At 70.8% G+C, this 17,308-nt stretch carries 17 protein-coding genes; 6 read left to right on the top strand and 11 right to left on the bottom strand.

Features of this window, described 5'->3' with window-relative positions; translation table 11 throughout:
• Position 1: 1 nt before the first annotated feature.
• A complete protein-coding gene (locus ABT078_RS39050; protein WP_351236591.1) occupies positions 2-592 on the bottom strand; it encodes a helix-turn-helix domain-containing protein in 591 nt (196 codons plus the stop codon).
• 239 nt (positions 593-831) lie between these two features.
• Here ABT078_RS39050 and ABT078_RS39045 point away from each other — a divergent pair, with 239 nt between their 5' ends.
• Positions 832-1,734 (top strand): SDR family oxidoreductase, encoded by a 903-nt coding sequence (locus tag ABT078_RS39045; protein ID WP_351236589.1) that lies wholly within the window; start codon positions 832-834, stop codon positions 1,732-1,734.
• 42 nt (positions 1,735-1,776) lie between these two features.
• Here the strand turns inward: ABT078_RS39045 and ABT078_RS39040 are convergent, their stop codons facing one another.
• The 4 genes from ABT078_RS39040 to ABT078_RS39025 form a co-directional block, all read right to left on the bottom strand.
• Positions 1,777-2,616 carry an enoyl-CoA hydratase/isomerase family protein gene (locus tag ABT078_RS39040; protein WP_351236587.1) on the bottom strand — a complete coding sequence of 280 codons (840 nt, stop codon included), beginning with the start codon at positions 2,614-2,616 and terminating at the stop codon, positions 1,777-1,779.
• Positions 2,617-2,647: 31 nt separating this feature from the next.
• Positions 2,648-3,403, bottom strand: a complete 756-nt coding sequence (locus ABT078_RS39035; RefSeq protein ID WP_351236585.1) for a PIG-L deacetylase family protein — start codon at positions 3,401-3,403, stop codon at positions 2,648-2,650.
• A gap of 29 nt (positions 3,404-3,432) precedes the next feature.
• Positions 3,433-4,731 (bottom strand): alpha/beta fold hydrolase, encoded by a 1,299-nt coding sequence (locus ABT078_RS39030; RefSeq protein WP_351236583.1) that lies wholly within the window; start codon positions 4,729-4,731, stop codon positions 3,433-3,435.
• A gap of 86 nt (positions 4,732-4,817) precedes the next feature.
• Positions 4,818-6,287: a cellulase family glycosylhydrolase gene (locus tag ABT078_RS39025; RefSeq protein ID WP_351236581.1), complete on the bottom strand. Its 1,470-nt coding sequence runs from the start codon at positions 6,285-6,287 to the stop codon at positions 4,818-4,820.
• Between the two features lie 273 nt (positions 6,288-6,560).
• Between ABT078_RS39025 and ABT078_RS39020 the strand changes: the two genes are divergently transcribed.
• Positions 6,561-7,724 (top strand): ABC transporter ATP-binding protein, encoded by a 1,164-nt coding sequence (locus tag ABT078_RS39020; RefSeq protein ID WP_351236579.1) that lies wholly within the window; start codon positions 6,561-6,563, stop codon positions 7,722-7,724.
• 102 nt (positions 7,725-7,826) lie between these two features.
• On the opposite strand, the gene ABT078_RS39015 is transcribed toward ABT078_RS39020, so the two are convergent.
• The 4 genes from ABT078_RS39015 to ABT078_RS39000 all read right to left on the bottom strand — a co-directional run bounded on the left by ABT078_RS39015 (position 7,827) and on the right by ABT078_RS39000 (position 10,664).
• Positions 7,827-8,795 (bottom strand): ABC transporter substrate-binding protein, encoded by a 969-nt coding sequence (locus ABT078_RS39015; RefSeq protein ID WP_351236577.1) that lies wholly within the window; start codon positions 8,793-8,795, stop codon positions 7,827-7,829.
• The gene (locus ABT078_RS39010; RefSeq protein ID WP_351236575.1) at positions 8,792-9,463 is read right to left on the bottom strand and encodes an ABC transporter permease; all 672 of its coding nucleotides are present in this window, start codon (positions 9,461-9,463) and stop codon (positions 8,792-8,794) included. The genes ABT078_RS39015 and ABT078_RS39010 overlap by 4 nt, the downstream gene beginning before the upstream one ends.
• Complete coding sequence (locus tag ABT078_RS39005; protein ID WP_351236616.1) at positions 9,460-10,167, bottom strand: ABC transporter permease; 708 nt, start codon at positions 10,165-10,167, stop codon at positions 9,460-9,462. The genes ABT078_RS39010 and ABT078_RS39005 overlap by 4 nt, the downstream gene beginning before the upstream one ends.
• A gap of 83 nt (positions 10,168-10,250) precedes the next feature.
• Positions 10,251-10,664 carry a VOC family protein gene (locus ABT078_RS39000; RefSeq protein WP_351236573.1) on the bottom strand — a complete coding sequence of 138 codons (414 nt, stop codon included), beginning with the start codon at positions 10,662-10,664 and terminating at the stop codon, positions 10,251-10,253.
• 87 nt (positions 10,665-10,751) lie between these two features.
• Here ABT078_RS39000 and ABT078_RS38995 point away from each other — a divergent pair, with 87 nt between their 5' ends.
• Together ABT078_RS38995 and ABT078_RS38990 are read left to right on the top strand one after the other, a co-directional pair.
• The gene (locus ABT078_RS38995; protein WP_351236570.1) at positions 10,752-11,357 is read left to right on the top strand and encodes a TetR/AcrR family transcriptional regulator; all 606 of its coding nucleotides are present in this window, start codon (positions 10,752-10,754) and stop codon (positions 11,355-11,357) included.
• A gap of 276 nt (positions 11,358-11,633) precedes the next feature.
• Complete coding sequence (locus ABT078_RS38990) at positions 11,634-12,794, top strand: RNA-guided endonuclease InsQ/TnpB family protein (protein WP_351236568.1); 1,161 nt, start codon at positions 11,634-11,636, stop codon at positions 12,792-12,794.
• A 105-nt stretch (positions 12,795-12,899) separates the two neighbouring features.
• Here ABT078_RS38990 and ABT078_RS38985 read toward each other — a convergent pair whose 3' ends face one another.
• Entirely contained in the window at positions 12,900-13,757 is an 858-nt protein-coding gene (locus tag ABT078_RS38985) for a tyrosine-protein phosphatase (protein ID WP_351236566.1), read from the bottom strand.
• 123 nt (positions 13,758-13,880) lie between these two features.
• The gene (locus ABT078_RS38980) at positions 13,881-14,288 is read right to left on the bottom strand and encodes an SHOCT domain-containing protein (protein WP_351236564.1); all 408 of its coding nucleotides are present in this window, start codon (positions 14,286-14,288) and stop codon (positions 13,881-13,883) included.
• 291 nt (positions 14,289-14,579) lie between these two features.
• Here ABT078_RS38980 and ABT078_RS38975 point away from each other — a divergent pair, with 291 nt between their 5' ends.
• Both ABT078_RS38975 and dnaK read left to right on the top strand, forming a co-directional pair.
• Positions 14,580-15,893, top strand: a complete 1,314-nt coding sequence (locus ABT078_RS38975) for a diacylglycerol/lipid kinase family protein (RefSeq protein ID WP_351236562.1) — start codon at positions 14,580-14,582, stop codon at positions 15,891-15,893.
• 216 nt (positions 15,894-16,109) lie between these two features.
• On the top strand, positions 16,110-17,308 hold a 1,199-nt coding region (dnaK, locus tag ABT078_RS38970), incomplete at its 3' end, for a molecular chaperone DnaK (protein ID WP_351236560.1).

Here is a 17,308-nt window from a genome sequence, read left to right as displayed (position 1 = left end):
CTCAGTCGCTCTTCGGCCGCGCCCGTACATGCATCCGCTCCCCCTGCGGCCCGAACAGGCTCAGGAACTCCACCGGCCCGTCCTCCGTGGACCCGAACCAGTGCGGCACCCGGGTGTCGAACTCCGCCGCCTCGCCAGCGCCCAGCACCACATCGTGCTCGCCGAGGATCAGGCGCAGCCGCCCGGAGAGCACGTACACCCACTCGTAGCCCTCGTGCGTACGCGGTTCGGGCACGTGTCGCCCGGCCTCCTGCACCACCTTGTACGCCTGGAGTCCACCCGGCCTGCGGGTCAGCGGAAACATGGTCCGCCCGTACCGGACGATCGGCTTCGACCGGACCCGGGGGTCGCCCACGGGTGGGGCACCGACCAGTTCGTCCAGCGGGACCCGGTGGGCGCGGGCGATGGGCAGCAGCAGCTCGAGGCTGGGCTTTCGGCCACCGGACTCCAGGCGGGAGAGGGTGCTCACGGAGATCCCGGTGGCCTCGGAGAGTGCGCTGAGGGTGGCCCCGCGCTCGCGCCGGATACGGCGCAGCCGTGGGCCCACCTCGCTCAGCACGGCATCGAGGGAGGCGTCGTCGTTGTGCGTCATGGAGTCCATTGCAGAAACAGCAACACGACTTGTCAAACACGCCGCTCCGCGACCGGCCCGGCGCACGCTCACCACAGGGCGCCGTGCCGGTGCCGGGTCGGCGGCACATCCAGATCGGTGGCACCGCCGGCGCGGTGCGTGCGCCGGATCTCGGCGCAGCGCAGGCGTACGGAAAGACGGGCGCTGCCGTCTCGCGCACGGGCATGGAGGTTTCGGCCGGCAGCCGGTATCGATGCGGCATGACGGACGAGAGTGGATACGACGACCCGCCGCCCGGACTGCCCGCCCCTCCCCCGCTCGGGGCGAGCGCACTGCCGCCGGGCACGTACGCGGGCCGTGTGGTGCTGGTGACCGGGGGCGGGTCGGGGCTCGGCAGGGCGATCGCGGAGGAGTTCGCGCGGCTCGGCGCCGATCTGGTGATCGTGTCGCGGAACGCGGAGCGTCTGGAGACGGCGCGCAAGGAGCTGAGCGGCTTCGGCGGGCGGGTGGCGGTGGCCGTCGGCGACATCCGCGAACCGGAGCAGGTCGCCGCGGCCTTCGACAGGGCGGAGGCGGCCTGCGGGCTGCCGGACGTGCTGGTGAACAACGCGGCCGCGAACTTCCCCGCCCCGGCAGAGGAGTTGTCCCCGAACGCCTGGCGGGCGGTCGTCGACATCACGCTCACCGGCACCTGGTTCATGACGCGGGAGTTCGCCCGGCGACGCCTGGCCGCTCGGGCCGCGGGCTCGGTGATCAATGTCGGGGCCTCGTACGCGTGGACGGGCGGTCCCGGCTTCGCGCACTCGGCGGCGGCCAAGGCCGGGGTCAAGAGCCTCGTCGAGACCCTCGCCGTGGAGTGGGGGCCGTACGGGATCCAGGTCAACGGGCTGGTGCCGGGGCTCGTTCCGCACGAGGACATGACGGCGGACATCCGAGCCGGCCTGGACCGCGCGCACGACAAGGCCGTACGGCAGCCCGCGCTGCGGGTGGGCCTGCCCCGCGAACTGGGCTGGGCGGCGACCTTCCTCGCCTCCCCGTACGCGCGGTTCATCACCGGGCACACGCTGGTGGTCGACGGGGCGAACTGGCAGCGGCGCGCCCTGGTCAACGGTCCGGTCCTGACGGTGCGCGAGCAGCTCGGCCGGGGGCCGTTCGAGGGGTGAGGCCCTCTGCCGGTCCCGTTGTCCCGGCGCCGTCGGCAGCCGTCAGCAGCCGTCGAAGTCGGGTGGGCGGCGGGCGGCCTTGGCCGCGTACCCCTCGCGGGCGTCCTCGGACGTGAGCGTCAGGGCCGCGCTCAGGGCCGTACGGTCGAGGGCCGCCGCGAGCCCCGCGTCGGCGTACGCGTCGATGTTCCGCTTGACGGCGCGGACGGCGAGCGGGGCGTTCGCCGCGATCGCGGCAGCCGCGGCCCGCGCCTCCGTCTCCAACTCATCCGGGGCGGTGACCAGTTGGAGGATGCCGATGCGGTGCGCGGTCGGTGCGTCGACGCGCCGTCCGGTCAGCGCCAGGTACTTGGCCCAGCCCGCACCCGCGTCGCGCGCGAGGCGCAGATCGCCGCCCGCGTCGACGGCAACGCCGATCTGCGCCTCGGGCAGGGCGAGGACGGCGTCGTCGGCGGCGATCCGGATGTCGGCCATCAGGGCCAGCTCGAAGCCGAAGCCCAGGCAGTAGCCCTGGACGGCGGCGACCACCGGCTGGGGCAGCCGGGCGAAGGCGGCGAAGCGTTCGTGGACCCACCGGATGCCCTCGTAGTAGCCCTGGGTGCGCTCCGCCGCCGAACGGCCGGTGATCGCGCCGCCCGGAGCGGTGACATCGATCCCCGCACAGAAGGCGCGGCCCTCGGCGCGCAGCAGGACCGCCCTGATGCGTTCGTCGAAGCGGATCCGGTCGGCCATCAGGCCGAGCTGGCGGCTGGACTCCCAGCTCCAGCCGTTGAGCTTGTCCGGCCGGCAGAGGGTGAGGACGCCGATGCCGTGGTCCGCCTCGACGTCGAGCCGTATCCGCTCCTCGCCCTCGGCGATCTCCCGGTCCAGTGTGTCGATCATCGCCCGCCCCCGCGCATGGCCTGACGGTACGTCAGAACTGCTGGAAGCTGAAGAGCTCGAAGGTCACGGCGGGCCGCCCGCCGAAACGCGGAGCCGCGGCCCGGGCGGTGCCGAACAGGAAGTCCCGGCAGTAGTCCTCGGGGGCCTTGTCGGTGAGTGCCTCGATGTAGCTGCGGTGCTCCATGAGGGACCGGACGGAACGCTCCAGTCCCTCGGTGGCGTCCACGGCGTGCGTGGGCGTGGCGGAGCCCGCGATCGCCACCCAGCGCACGCCGCTCCACGGCTCCAGGCCCTGCTCGGTGCCGAGTTCGGGAAAGATCCACCGGTTGCCCGCGTCGGCGACCGCGTCCAGCGTGGCGCGGCCGACGGCTCGGTGGTCCGGAGTGTTCCAGGCCCCGCCGACGGCTGGGCCCCACGTGTCCCGGTGGTTGAGGGTGACGACCAGTTCGGGCCGGTGCCTTCGGATCGCCGCGGCGATGTCCCGGCGCAGCGCGGTGCCGTACTCGATGACGCCGTCCCGGTGACCGAGGAACTCGACCGTGGACACCCCGACGACGGCCGCGCTCGCCCGCTCCTCCCGCTCGCGCAGCGGTCCGCAGACGGCCGGCTCGAGCCTGTCGATCCCGGCCTCGCCGCGGCTCGCGAGCAGATAGGCGACCTCCTTGCCGCCGTCCGTCCAGCCCGCGACGGCGGCGGCGCAGCCGTACTCGAGGTCGTCGGGATGGGCGACCACGGCGAGGGCGCGCTCCCAGTCGTCCGGCATCGGTTGGAGCTGAGGTTCGGTCATGACCGGAAGCGTATCCGTAAGGGCGGGGGCTACACCTCGTCGCGTACGAGGGCGAGCAGCCGGTCCAGCACCCGGGCGCCGGAGGCCCGGACGCCGTCGTGTTCGTACTCGTCGGTGACCCAGGTGCGCAGTCCCCGGATGGCCCGGGCGGTTGCGAGCGAGTGGGCCGTGTCGACGTACATGTCGTCGTGGTAGATCGCCGCGGCGACCGGGACCTCGTTGGCGGCGAGCCGCTCCGTGTCGTAGAGCGGCGGCCAGTCGGTGCGGGCGGCGAGCAGTTCGGCGGTTTCGCGCAGGGGCCGCAGGGCGGGGTCCGTCTCGAAGTGCCAGGGGTGGACGGACTCGCCGGTGAAGAGCAGCGGTCCGTCGCCGGCCGGCGACCTCGCCGCGTCGAACTGCGGGAACTCGGCGCGGACGCGCTCGGCCGCCCAGGCCGTGGGCGCCTCGCCCTGCGCGTAGATCGCCTCGTGCAGGACGGCATAGAGCGGATGCGCGGCGTAGGAGAGGGCCGCGAGCACGCCCTCCTGGAAGGTGTCGGAGAGTTCGTCCCCGCCCACTCCTGCCACGAAGGCGTTCTCCAGCAGATAGTGCAGCTGGTGGCTGCCGTCCCCGGTGCCGAGCTGGATGCCCAGCGACTGGAACGCCTCGGGCGTGAGCACGTATCCACCGGGGAGCACGGGCCGGTGCTCGGCGAGATGACCGGCGATGTGGCGGGCCCGCTCGACGTCCTGCGGGTAGCGGGCGTAGTGGGCCTCGACCTTGCGCTGGATGCGCGGGTACGCGGCGCGGTACACGTCCTCGGCACGGGCGTCGAGCGAGGGCAGACCGCCGGTGATGAGGACGGTCCGCAGACCCTCCGGGGCGGTCGACAGATAGTGCGTGGCGCAGAAGCCGCCGAAGCTCTGGCCGAGCACCGTCCACCGGGCCCCACCGGTGAGCTGGCGCCGGACGGCCTCGCAGTCCCGGACGATGCTGTCGGCGCGGAAGTGCGCGAGATAGTCCGCCTGCTCCTTCGGGCCGCCGCGCAGTGGCAGTGTCTGCCGGTTGGCGGGGGTGGACAGCCCGGTGCCGCGCTGGTCGAGCAGCAGCACCCGGAATTCCTGGACGGCGCGACCGAGCCAGGCCTGCTTGCCGGGGAAGCGCCGTGCGCCGAAGCCGGGACCGCCCTCGAGGTAGACCAGCCACGGCAGCTCGGCCCCGGCCCGCGCGCTCGACACGACCTCGCGGCCGTACAGCCGGATCTGTTCCCCTGCCGGGTCGGCGTGGTCGAGCGGGACCGTGAAGTGGCGGTCCGTGAGGACGAGGCCCGGCTGCCGGTAGCTGGTCAATGCTGCTCCTGCTCTGTGTCCCTGGTGGTACGCCCCCGCCCGCCCAGTGCATCACATGGGCGGGCGGGGGGTCGCGCCGAGGCGGATCAGCCGGTCGGGAAGTCGTCCGCGGTCCTGATCCGGTCGCGTACCCAGACGCCCGCGGGCTTCAGCGGGCCCGTTCCGGTCCAGGGGCCGTTGTTGTTGCAGGTGCCGGCCTGGAAGACGGCGCCGGTGCGGTTGTCGTCGGAGTAGTTCCAGTTGACCCAGCTGATCTTCTTCGCCGCCATCAGGTCGATGTAGCGCTGGGACATGGCGAAGTCGTTGCTGCCCTCACCGGCGTAGTTCTGGGTGCCGAACTCGGTGACGAACACGGGCAGCTTGTCGGCGGCCCGGGAGAGGGTGTTCAGGTACTCGTCCCGGTGCGAGTAGGCGTAGAAGTGGAAGGTATACATGATATTGGTGGCGTTCACCGGGTTGGCGACGACCTCGGTCTCGTCCGCGCCCTCGGACACACCCAGCGAGGACCAGGCGCGGGTGCCGACCAGGACCGGCGTGTCCGGGTCCTGCTGGCGGATGACCGGGATGAGCTGTTCGGCGTAACTCCTGATGGTCGACCAGCTCACGCCGCTGGGTTCGTTGGCGATCTCGTAGAGCAGGTTGTTCTTCCCGCTGTGGCGCTGGGCGATCTCGGTGAAGAACGTCTTGGCGCGGCTCAGGTTGTGGTGCGGGTCGCCGGGGTCGAGCATGTGCCAGTCGACGATCGCGTACATGCCACGCGCGGTGGCCTGGTCGATGATCGAGTGGACCCGATCGGTGAACCCGCGCGGGTCGGTCTCGTAGCCGCCCTCCTGGATGTACATGGAGATGCGCAGGACGTCCGCGTTCCAGTCGGTGGCCAGGGCGTTCAGCGACCCGGACGTCACGCACTGGCTGTACCACTGCAGGCCGTGGGTGGACATGCCGCGCAGCTGGACGGGCCTGCCGTACTGGTTGCACAGCTTGGTGCCGCAGACCGTGAGCTGTCCGTTGGTCTCGACGGGGGTCCTTCCGCCGGAGGGGGGTGCGGTGTCGACGGCGAGATGGTCGACGTTGGGGCCGCCGTTCGCGGTGGTGGCGGTGGCCCGGATGGTGTTGGTGCCCGCCTTGAGCTGGGCGGTGAGACTCGCGGTGGCCCATGAGGTCCAGGCTCCGGTGCCGCCGAAGGCCTTTTCGTCGGCGACGACCGCTCCGTTGACAGTGATGTCCATGGGGCGGTTGGTGACCGTGCCGTTGGCATAGCGGAGGGTGAGGGTGGCGCTGCCCGCTTGGGCGGCGTCGACGGTCCACTCGACGGAGGACCCGGCGGCATTGGCGTAGTTGACGAATCCGGTGCCGGTGAATCCGGCGTGATTGGACTCCACGGCGCCCTGGGAGACGACCGCGTTCTCGGCTTCGTGAGTGACGGCGGCGGCAGGGGCGAGCGCTTCGGCGGGGGCGGCGGGGGCCGCGGGTGCCGTGGTGAGGCCGATGAGCAGAGCGGCGACGGCGGTTGCGGCGCCGGCGAGAGGGCGTGACAGGGAGCGTGCCGGTCTCATGGAGGACTCCACGATGTGGGGGGATGGGGGGATGGGGGATGGGGGATGGGAAGGAAACCGGATTGGAAGGAAACTTTCCTAACCAAGTGGATAGCAGCCCCGCGCGAACTCTCGCAAGGGTCATGACAAGAGCCGGTGTTCAGGGGTGTGACCGCGCCAGCGTGGGCACGCGGGTGTGGGCGCGCCGCTCCCGGCCCTCCCCCGCCCTTTCGCGGCGGCTCCGCCCCGAGCCGGGCGGGTGCGTCCCGCGCCCGCCCGGCCTAGCGTGGACGCATGATCCGGTTCGAGGAGGTCAGCAAGGTCTACCCGGATGGCACGACCGCCGTGGACGGCCTGTCCTTCGAGGTTGCCGAAGGCGAACTGGTCACTCTCGTGGGCCCGTCCGGCTGCGGCAAGACGACCACGATGATGATGGTGAACCGGCTGATCGAACCGACGTCCGGGCGCATCCTGGTCGACGGCGAGGACATCTCCCGCATCGACCCGGTCAAGCTGCGCCGCCGGATCGGGTACGTCATCCAGCAGGTGGGCCTCTTCCCGCACCGGACGGTCCTCGACAACACCGCGACGGTCCCCTCCCTCATCGGCTGGAAGAAGGCGAAGGCCCGTGCCCGGGCCGCGGAGCTCCTCGATCTGGTGGGGCTCGACCCGAAGACGTACGGCCCGCGCTATCCGGCCCAGCTCTCGGGCGGCCAGCGCCAGCGGGTCGGCGTGGCCCGTGCGCTGGCGGCCGACCCTCCGGTGCTGCTGATGGACGAGCCGTTCGGCGCGGTCGACCCGGTGGTGCGGGAGCGGTTGCAGAACGAGTTCCTGGGCCTCCAGGCGACGGTCCGCAAGACGGTGCTGCTGGTCACCCACGACATCGAGGAGGCGGTGCGGATGGGCGACCGCATCGCCGTGTACGGGCAGGGCCGAATCGAGCAGTTCGACACCCCGGGGGCCGTGCTGGGCGCTCCCTCGACCGGCTACGTCGCGCAGTTCGTCGGCTCGGACCGCGGGCTGAAGCGGCTCTCGGTCACGCGGATCGAGGCCGACGACCTGGAGGAGCCGCCCGTCGCCCGTCTGGACGAGCCGGCCGCGGCGGCGGCCGCCCGGCTGCGGGCCGACGACGCGCGCTGGGCGGTGGTGCTCGGCGCCGGGGGCGATCTGCACGGCTGGGTCTCGGCGGACGCCCTGTCGATCGCCGGTGAACACGGCACGGTCGGCGATCTGGCTCGCCGGATGGAGGCCTGGGTGCCGCTCGGGGCGCCTCTGAAGCAGGCGTTCAGCGAGATGCTCCAGCACGACGCGGGGTGGGTCGCCGTGGTGGACGGGGCCCGCTTGGCCGGCGTGCTGACCCCCGCGAAACTGCACGAGGCGCTGCGCCGTTCGGTGGACGCGGACGTGCGGGGCGTGGCGCGGGACGAGGTGGAGTTCGACTCGGTGCCGGACGCGTGAGACCGGAGCCGGACGCGTGACGCCGCAGCCGGGGAAAGCGCGGATTCCGGCTCGTGGCCGACCGGAATCCGCGCCCGCTCGTCCCGGCGTACGAGGAGCCGCTCAACGCGGCAGCAGCCCCTTGGACTCCAGATACTGCCGGGCGACGTCCTCGGGCAGCCTGCGCCAGCTGTCCACCTGTTCGTTGAGCAGGGCGAGGTCGACCGTGGTCAGGACGGAGTTCAGCTTGTCCAGCTCCTTGGTCACGCTCGCGCTGCCCGCCCGCCGGCGGTTGACGACGGGGACGACGTAGTCGGCGTTCTGCAGGTGCTTGTCATCGGCGAGCAGGACGAGGCCGAAGTCGTCGAGTGTCGCGTCCGTCGTCGTGGTGAGGACCATCTGGTCCCGTCCCGACTGGACCGCCTGTTTGGCCTGGGTGGTGCCGACCCCCCTGGGGTCGATCCCGGTGATGTCGATGCCGTACGTCTTCTTCAGCCCGGGGGCGCAGTACGGCCGCTGGACGCACTCGTCGCCCGCGGCGAGGCGCACGGGCTGTTTGGAGCGTCCCAGGTCGCTGAGGGTCCTGAGGTGGTGCCGTTCGGCGAAGGCCTTGCTGACGGCGAACGCGTTCTGGTCGACGGCCCGGCCCGGGTCGAGGACGGTGAGGCCGCGCGGGGCGGCGAGGGAGCGCAGGGCGGTCATGGTGGTGCCGAGGTCGGGCGAGCCGACGGTCGGCGCCCTGGGGCCGTTGACCTTGGCGTTGAGCCAGTCCGCGAACGTCGCCGCGTACTCCGGTACGACGTCGATCTGGCCGCTCTCCAGGGCGGGTTCGTAGATCTCGCGGTTGGTGACCGAGATGATCCTGGTCCGGTAGCCGGCGTGTTCGAGGAGGAGAGAGTACATCTGGGCGAGCAGATCGCTCTCGGTGAATCCGGCGGAGCCGATGGTCAGATGCCTGCTGTCGCCGGGCGATCCGGTCACCTCCGCCCGGTGCTCCAGGGACGGACCTGTGGTGCAGCCGGCCAGGGCGATCAGGGCGGCGACGACCGGCGTGAGCGCGAACCGCGCGCGGTGGCCGAGACGCCTCCTCATGCGGCTCCCCTCCCCCAGGCCGGTGCCAGCCGCTCGACGAGCTCGAAGACGGACTCGACGATCAGCGCGAAGGCGGCCACGAGGACGGCGCCCGCGACGACCTGCGGGGTCGAGGCGAGGCTGAAGCCCGCCGTGATGATCCGGCCGAGCCCGCCGCCGCCCGCGAGTGCGGCGATCGTGGCCGTGGCGACGAGCTGGACGGCGGCGATCCGTACGCCGGTGAGGATCAGCGGCATCGCGAGCGGGAGCTCGACGCCGAACAGCATCTGAGTGCCGGTCATGCCCATGCCGCGCGCAGCCCGTACGACGTCCCTGTCGACGCCGCGCATCCCGACGTAGGCATTGGTCAGCAGCGGCGGCACGGCGAACAGCACCAGCGCGATGATCGTCGGCCAGTCACCCCAGGTGCCGATGGGGCTGAGCAGGAGCAGGACCAGGACGGCGAAGGTGGGCACGGCACGGCCGACGTTGGAGATGTTCACGGCGAGCGCGCCGCCCTTGCCGAGGTGGCCGAGGACGAGGGCGACGGGCAGCGCGACCGCGCAGCTGATGACCAGGCAGACGCCGGTGAGATAGAGGTGCTGGCCGAGCCGGTGCCAGACGCCGTTGTCGCCCGACCAGTTGGCGGAGCTGGTGAGCCAGTCCCAGGTCTGCGCCAGCGTGTTCACGCGGCGGCCCGCCCGCTCCGCTTCCCCTGCCGCGTCCAGGGAGTGAGCAGCCGCTGCACGCCGAGGAGCGCGACATCGGCGACGACGGCGATGATCACGCAGAGCACGGAGGCGGTGAGCACCTGCGCCTTGAAGTAGGTGTTCATCCCCGAGTAGATGAGGTTGCCGAGGCCGCCGAAGCCGACGATCGCGCCGATCGTGACGAGCGAGACGGCGGAGACCATGGCGATCCGCAGCCCTGCCATGGCCGCCGGCAGGGCGAGGGGCATCTCGACGGTGAGCAGCATGCGGACAGGCCCGTACCCCATGCCGCGTGCGGCCTGCCGGGTCTCCTCGGGCACGGCGCGCAGGCCGGCGAGGATGTTCCGTACGAGCAGTGTCAGGGAGTACAGGACGAGTCCGGTGACGACGAGCGACGCGGACAGTCCGTACACCGGGAGGAGCAGCGAGAACATCGCGAGCGACGGGATCGTGTAGAGAATCGTCGTCACCGCGAGGACGGGTCCTGCCGCCAGGCGCCAGCGGCGTGCCGCGACGGCGAGGGGCACGGCCAGCAGCACGGCCAGAGCGACGGCGGCCAGGGTCAGCTGGAGGTGCTGGACGACCGCGTCCCAGAGGATCGCGCGGCGGGTGGACAGGTACTCGCCGCAGATCCAGTCGTTGCGCGCGAGACAGTCGTCGGGAGTCGTCGCGGGCACGCGCATCGCGGTCACCCGTTCATTGCAGCCCGACGGCGGTCGGCGCGCGCGTCGTCCTCACCCGTTCGGGTGCGGGCGCCGTGGGGCGACTACGCGTCCGCGTACTGCCCGGCGAACGCCTCGGCGGGCGCGATCGGCGTGATGACGTCGATGAGGACGCCGTTGGGGTCGGCGACGATGAAGTGCCGCTGGCCGAAGTCCTCACTGCGCAGATCCAGCTCGGGCTTCAGCCCGGCGAGGACGACGAGGCGCTCCCACTCGGCGTCCACGTCCACCACCTCGAAGTTGAGCAGCAGACCCCGCACCGGGGTGCGGTACGCCTCGGGAAGGGTCGGATGCGTGGCGTCGAGCAGCGCGAGCTCGTACGGCAGCGTCCCCGGGCGTTTCAGGCTGACGTACCAGTCGGCCTCGAACGTGGTCTCGAACCCCATCAGCCCGGTGTAGAAGTCGCGGGACTCCTGGAGCCGAGAGGTGCAGATCACCGGATAGAAGCTGGTCAGCATGGCATCTCCTCCATTCACATACCGGCGGTATGTGAATGGAGGCTATTTCGCGTACCATCGGTATGTCAATGGAAGGGGCGACGCACGATGCCGCAGAGCACCAGGGCGCAGCAGCGGGAGCAGACCAGGCAGGCGCTTCTGCGCGAAGGCAGGCGCCTGTTCGCGGCCGAGGGCTACGGGGCGGTGGGCCTCGCGGAGATCGTGAGCGCCGCCGGGGTCACCAAGGGCGCGCTCTACCACCACTTCGCGGGCAAGGCTGAGCTGTTCCGGGCGGTGCTGGAGCAGGTGCAGCAGGAAGTGGCGGAGCGGGTCGCGGCGACCGCCGAGGCCGAGGCCGACCCGTGGGACCAACTGACCGCGGGCTGCCAGGCGTTTCTCACCGCGGGAACCGACCCGGAGATCCAGCGGATCATGCTCGTCGACGGGCCGGCGGTCCTGGGCTGGAACGAATGGCGGGCCCTGGACGAGGCGAACTCGGCCCGCCATCTGGAAGAGGCGCTCACCGCACTGATCGAGGCGGGCACCGTCGAGCGGCAGCCCGTCGTCCCGCTCACACACCTGCTCTCGGGCGCGATGAACGAGGCGGCCCTGTGGCTGGCGGCCTCCGGGAACGCCGGAGACCTGGCCGACACGACGGCAGCCCTGTCACGGATGCTGGAGGCGCTGCGCGTGGGCCGTCCGCAGGCTCATTGAAGCGCCTCCGGCTCCCCGCCGCCGGACGGTGACAGCTTCGGGGACGGCTTCTCGAAGAGCGTGACGGCGTACGGGTCGCCGGTCCCGCCGTCCTTGGCGGCGACCTCGCCGACGACGGCCGGCCCGGCTTCACCTGATTTCTCCCAGGAGGCCCCGGCCCTCAGGCCGGGGAGGAATGGGCCCTTGGAGCGGAGCCGCGAAGCGGCGGAGTTCCCTCCGTGTCTGTCGTGACCTGTGCTTTCGGCTGTTGTCAGTGGTGGCGGTTAGGTTGATGGGGTGAAGGTCGTGGTGCAGGTGAAGCTGCTGCCGTCGCCGGAGGTGGCGGCGGCTTTGGCGGCGACCCTGCGCGTGTGCAACCGGGCGGCCGATGCCGCATCGGTTTTGGCGTACGAGACGGGCACCACCACCCGCAACGAGCTGCAGAAGCTCGTCTACGCCCGCTTGAAGGCGGAGTTCGGGCTGGCTGCCCAGCCGGCCGTGCGGGTGGTGAAGAAGGTCGTGGACGCCTACGCCACGTTGCGCGCCAACATCCGGGCGGGAAACCTGGGTCCGGCCACCTCGAAGCGGCGCAGGCGTGCGGAGTCGAAGCCGGTCGTCTTCCGTCCTGATGCGGCCCAGCCGTACGACGACCGGATCCTGTCCTGGCAGCACGACGCACGGACGGTCAGCATCTGGACGGTGGCCGGGCGGATCAGGAACGTCCGGTACACCGGGCACCCCGACCAGTTGGCGATGCTCGAGAAATACCGGCGGGGCGAGTCGGATCTCGTGTACCGGGACGGTATGTGGTTCCTGGTCGCCACCTGCGAGGTTCCCGGAGCGCCGCTCAATACTGATCCGGTGGACTGGGTGGGGGTGGACCGGGGGATTACCAACCTCGCCACCACGTCCGACGGGAGCAACTACCAGGGCCGTCGTCTTGGCCGGTACCGGCGCTGGCACGCCCGCAAGCGAGCGGAGTTGCAGGCGAAGCAGACCCGCTCCGCCACCCGGCGGGCCAAACGCCGGGCACGCCGCGAGGCCCGGCACGCTACTCATGTCAACCACAGGATCAGCAAGGAGATCGTGGCCGTCGCACAACGCACCGGACGGGGTGTCGCTCTCGAAGAACTGGGTGGCATCCGTGACCGGGTACGGCCTTTCCGCGACCAGCGGGCCGCGCTCTCCTCCTGGCCGTTCCACCAGCTCGAAGAGCACATCCGCTACAAGGCCCGGCGGGCCGGAGTACCGGTGATCTCGGTGGACGCCCGCTACACCTCGCAGATGTGCCCCAGATGCGGGCACACGGCAAGAAACAACCGTCCCGTCCGGGACACCTTCTCCTGTCGTCGGTGTGGGCTCGCTGGCCCGGCCGATCACGTCGCCGGGGTCAACGTGCGTAACCGTGCACGCTCGGCGTGGGTTCTCGTCAACGGACCCGTACCACAAAGGACCTGAACACCTCCCCTTTTTGCTGGTAGATGCGACCCGTGACCGCCCTGCCGTAGGGGGCAGTCGGGAGCGCGACAAGGCGTAGACGACAGAGCCAACACGCTCGGTCGTTTACGGCCGAGAAGTTGACTGGTCGATCCCGTGCCCGTCGTCACGCAGCCGCTCTTCGACATCGCCCTCGTCCGCGCGCCGGAAGGTCAGTTCCGGTTCGCCGGCCGGTACGAGCAGCTGTGCGCGCAGGGTGGCGACGAAAGCGTCGTCGATGCCGAGCTGCCCGGCGGCGTAGGCGCGTACGGAGCCGTACTTCTCCGCGAGGGCGGCCAGGAACAGCCGCATGACGGCGCCGGGCGCGCGTCCGTAGCCGGGCCAGGCGGGCTCACGGCCGGGGTTGGCCGCCCGCCAGTCGGCGCAGAGACGGTCGGTGGCCAGCTCGGTCAGGGCGAAGTCGGCGACGATGTCGTCCTCGCAGACTCCGACCAGGGACAGCACGAGCGCGGCGATGAGCCCGGTGCGGTCCTTGCCCGACGCGCAGTGGAAGACCACCGGACCTCCGGGGCCGCCTCCGTCCGCGGCGATGACGTCGAGGGCCTGGCGGATCTCCTTCACGCCGTCCTCGGCAACCTCCATGTACCGCTCGGCCAGATAGGGTCCGGGGTCGACCTCGGACCCCAACGCGGCCTGGTCGTAGGGACGGTGCTCGATGCTCAGGTTGTGATAGGTGAGCCCCGGGAGAGCGGGGACGCGTCCCTTGCCCTCGATCTCCCAGGCGTAACGCAGGTCGATGACCGTCCGGATGCCGAGGGCCTCGAAGCGGGCCCGGTCGGACTCCGCCTGGGCGGGGCCGAGTTTGCCGAGCGAGTCGGAGCGGTAGAGCCGTCCCCACCGGACGAGGTGCCGGCCGTCCTCGGTGCGATATCCGCCCAGGTCACGGAAGTTGTGCAACCGGTCAAAGGCTATGTGTCTGTTCACAGGGCGGCACCCTATGGCACCCGCACCCTGGGACCCCGCACTCCGGGACTCCACACTTCGGGGTGTCGCGCGCCGCGCACTTCGCCGCAACCTCGGGCTCGACTCGGCCCGGTGGGGACCGGATCAGCTGAGGAGCTTCTGCTTGGCCCGCTGGAACTCCTCCTCGGTCAGGTCGCCCTTGGCCTTGAGTTCGGAGAGCTTGGCCAACTCCTCCCCCGGGGCCGCCCCCTTGGCGGTCTGGCGGACGTAGGCGTTGAAGGCTTCCTGCTGTTCCTGGGCGTGCTTGATCTCCCGCTTCCCCATCTCCTTGCCGCGCACGATCACATAGACCAGCACACCGAGGAAGGGGATGATCAGCACGAAGAGCAGCCAGGCAGCCTTGACCCATCCGTTCATTTCGTGGTCGCGGAAGATGTCCACGATGATCCGGAAGAGCAGCACCAGCCACATCACCCAGAGAAAGATCCACATGACGGTCCAGAACGCGCCCAGAACCGGATAGTCGTACGCGAGGTAGACACTGCTGTCCATCGCCGTCCTCCTGCCGTTGCCTTCGGATCCTCTCGGATCGCGTCGGATCCCATCGGAGGCCGGACGCCTGGCGTCCGGTCGCCGTCAGTGTCCGACGGTCCGGCGGAGCTCCCCTTTCTCGGCGCTACCTCCGTACGGTCCACTGACAGGATCATGGTCGCAGCGCTTCCGGATGATCGCCATTTGCGCTCAGGAGGGCAGGCCGGCGGGCCGCCCCGTGGGGAGGCACCATCCGGCGCTCGGCGGTGCAATGGCTCTACGGGCAGGACGCGACCGGAGGGAGTCAGGGACGTGGGCGGTGACCGGGAGACTCCTGCGGCCAGGGCGCAACGCTGGTCCGCGCGACTGGCGATCGCGGCAGCGGTCACCGCGGTGGCCCTTCTCGTCCTGGTCGCGGGGCTCAGGGGCATCGGCCTGGTGGCGATCGCACTGGCGGGCACGGCTGTCACGGCCGCGGCCCTTTGGTGGGCGCTGACACGCCGGGGCCTGGTGCGGGCCTGCGCCGTCGCGCTGGCAGTGGCGGTCCCGGTGGCGGTGATCTGGCTGACGATCGCCTCGAGGCTGCTCTGGCTGGTGGCGCTCTGTCTCGCGCTGGGGGTGCTGGCGGCAGGTGCCGGGTGGTCGGCGCTCGCCGCGGCCGGCGAGCACAAGGCCCAACCCGCGTACGGAACGCCGCGCCCCGTACGGCCGTTCCTGATCATGAATCCCCGCTCCGGCGACGGAAAGGTGGAGCGGTTCGGGCTCAAGGAGAAGGCGGAGAGCGCCGGGGCGAAGGTCGCACTGCTGGATCCGGACCGGCGGACCGATGTGGCGGCCCTCGCGCGGGAGGCCGTCGCCGAGGGCGCGGACCTGCTCGGGGTGGCCGGCGGGGACGGCACCCAGGCACTGGTCGCCGGCGTTGCCGCGGAGCACGGCATCCCGTTCCTGGTGGTGCCCGCGGGCACCCGCAACCACTTCGCGCTGGACCTCGGGCTCGACAGGGACGATCCCCCGGCGTCCCTGGAAGCGCTGACCGACGGCGTGGAACTCCGCGTCGACCTCGGCTTCGTCGGTGACCGGGTGTTCGTCAACAACGCGTCGTTCGGTGCGTATGCGGAGGTGGTGCAGAGCGACGCGTACCGCGCGGACAAGCTGCGCACCACGCTCGACCTGTTCCCGGACGTGCTGACGCAGCGGGTGGGACCGCGGCTGACCGTGCGCGTATCGGACGTCACGATCGACGCCCCGCAGGCGGTGCTGGTGAGCAACAACCCGTACCGCATGGGCGACCCGGCAGCGCTCGGGCGCAGGGACCGGCTGGACACCGGCGCCCTCGGCATGCTCAGCATCACGGTGGGCAGCGCGGCACAGGCCGCGACACTGCTGCGCGGGGACCGATCCTCCGGTCTCACCGCGCTCACGGCCCGCGAGGTCGTCGTGGACGCCGACGCCCCGGAGATCCCCGTGGGCCTGGACGGTGAGGCGCTCACCCTGCCGACCCCCGTGCGCTGCACCATCAAGCCGGGCGCACTGCGCGTACGGGTACCCCGTCACCGGCCCGGGGTGCCCCGCGCCCGGCCGCGGCTGGACTGGCGCAAGCTGACCGTCCTCGCGGTCGCCCGCTGACGACCCCGGTCACCGAGCCGCAGCACCGCAGGACTGCAGGACTGCAGGACCGCAGGACTGCAGGACCGCAAAACTTTCGCAGATGCCCGGAATGTGGGCATCTTGACAGGGGCATCGGTACGTTCTATCCAGTTTGTGGAGGAGGTCACATCCATATCAGCAGGTGAGAGCACTGCGACCTGCTGCCGAGCGGACCTGCGGGCTGAGGAGAGAGCCATGGCACGTGCAGTAGGAATCGACCTCGGTACGACGAACTCCGTCGTCAGTGTTCTGGAGGCGGGCGAGCCCACGGTCATCACCAACACCGAGGGCGCCAGGACCACCCCTTCGGTGGTGGGTTTCGCGAAGAACGGCGAGGTGCTGGTCGGTGAGGTCGCGAAGCGGCAGGCCGTGACCAATGTCGAGCGCACCGCGCGGTCGGTCAAGCGACACATGGGCGAGGCCGACTGGCGCTTCCCGGACACTGGCGACATCGACGGCAAGCGCTACACCGCGCAGGAGATCTCCGCACGGGTCCTGCAGAAGCTGAAGCGCGACGCCGAGTCGTACCTCGGCGAGGACGTGGCGGACGCGGTCATCACCGTCCCGGCGTACTTCAACGACTCCCAGCGCACCGCGACCAAGGAGGCCGGGAAGATCGCAGGTCTGAACGTCCTGCGCATCGTCAACGAGCCGACCGCCGCCGCGCTCGCGTACGGGCTGGACAAGGAGAACGACCAGACGATCCTGGTCTTCGACCTCGGTGGCGGCACCTTCGACGTCTCGCTGCTGGAGATCGGCGACGGCGTCGTCGAGGTGAAGGCCACCAACGGCGACACCCATCTGGGCGGTGACGACTGGGACCAGCGCGTCGTCGACCATCTGGTGAAGCAGTTCAAGAACGCGTACGGCGTGGACCTGACGAAGGACAAGATGGCCACGCAGCGGCTGCGCGAGGCCGCGGAGAAGGCGAAGGTCGAGCTGTCGTCGTCGACCGAGACGACGATCAACCTGCCCTACATCACGGCGTCCGCCGAAGGCCCGCTGCACCTGGACGAGAAGCTCACGCGCGCCCAGTTCCAGCAGCTGACCGCGGACCTGCTGGACCGCTGCAAGACGCCGTTCCACAATGCGATCAAGGACGCGGGGACCAAGCTCTCCGACATCAACCATGTGATCCTGGTCGGCGGTTCGACCCGGATGCCCGCGGTCACCGACCTGGTGAAGGAGCTCACCGGCAAGGACCCGCACCGGGGTGTGAACCCGGACGAGGTCGTCGCCATCGGCGCCGCGCTCCAGGCCGGCGTTCTCAGGGGTGAGGTCAAGGACGTCCTTCTTCTGGACGTGACGCCGCTGTCCCTCGGTATCGAGACCAAGGGCGGCATCATGACCAAGCTCATCGAGCGCAACACGACGATCCCGACGAAGCGTTCGGA

This window comes from Streptomyces sp. NPDC002133, assembly GCF_040296405.1.
Lineage (GTDB): Bacteria > Actinomycetota > Actinomycetes > Streptomycetales > Streptomycetaceae > Streptomyces.
The sequence above is the reverse complement of the archived record's forward strand: the minus strand, read 5'-3'. Positions and strand labels throughout refer to the sequence as shown.

Bases quoted from the DNA above. Each gene is read 5' to 3' on its own strand.
- ABT078_RS39050 (WP_351236591.1), bottom strand. From the start codon at position 592: ATGACGCACAACGACGACGCCTCCCTCGATGCCGTGCTGAGCGAGGTG.
- ABT078_RS39045 (WP_351236589.1), top strand. From the start codon at position 832: ATGACGGACGAGAGTGGATACGACGACCCGCCGCCCGGACTGCCCGCC.
- ABT078_RS39040 (WP_351236587.1), bottom strand. From the start codon at position 2,616: ATGATCGACACACTGGACCGGGAGATCGCCGAGGGCGAGGAGCGGATA.
- ABT078_RS39035 (WP_351236585.1), bottom strand. From the start codon at position 3,403: ATGACCGAACCTCAGCTCCAACCGATGCCGGACGACTGGGAGCGCGCC.
- ABT078_RS39025 (WP_351236581.1), bottom strand. From the start codon at position 6,287: ATGAGACCGGCACGCTCCCTGTCACGCCCTCTCGCCGGCGCCGCAACC.
- ABT078_RS39020 (WP_351236579.1), top strand. From the start codon at position 6,561: ATGATCCGGTTCGAGGAGGTCAGCAAGGTCTACCCGGATGGCACGACC.
- ABT078_RS39015 (WP_351236577.1), bottom strand. From the start codon at position 8,795: ATGAGGAGGCGTCTCGGCCACCGCGCGCGGTTCGCGCTCACGCCGGTC.
- ABT078_RS39005 (WP_351236616.1), bottom strand. From the start codon at position 10,167: ATGCGCGTGCCCGCGACGACTCCCGACGACTGTCTCGCGCGCAACGAC.
- ABT078_RS39000 (WP_351236573.1), bottom strand. From the start codon at position 10,664: ATGCTGACCAGCTTCTATCCGGTGATCTGCACCTCTCGGCTCCAGGAG.
- ABT078_RS38995 (WP_351236570.1), top strand. From the start codon at position 10,752: ATGCCGCAGAGCACCAGGGCGCAGCAGCGGGAGCAGACCAGGCAGGCG.
- ABT078_RS38980 (WP_351236564.1), bottom strand. From the start codon at position 14,288: ATGGACAGCAGTGTCTACCTCGCGTACGACTATCCGGTTCTGGGCGCG.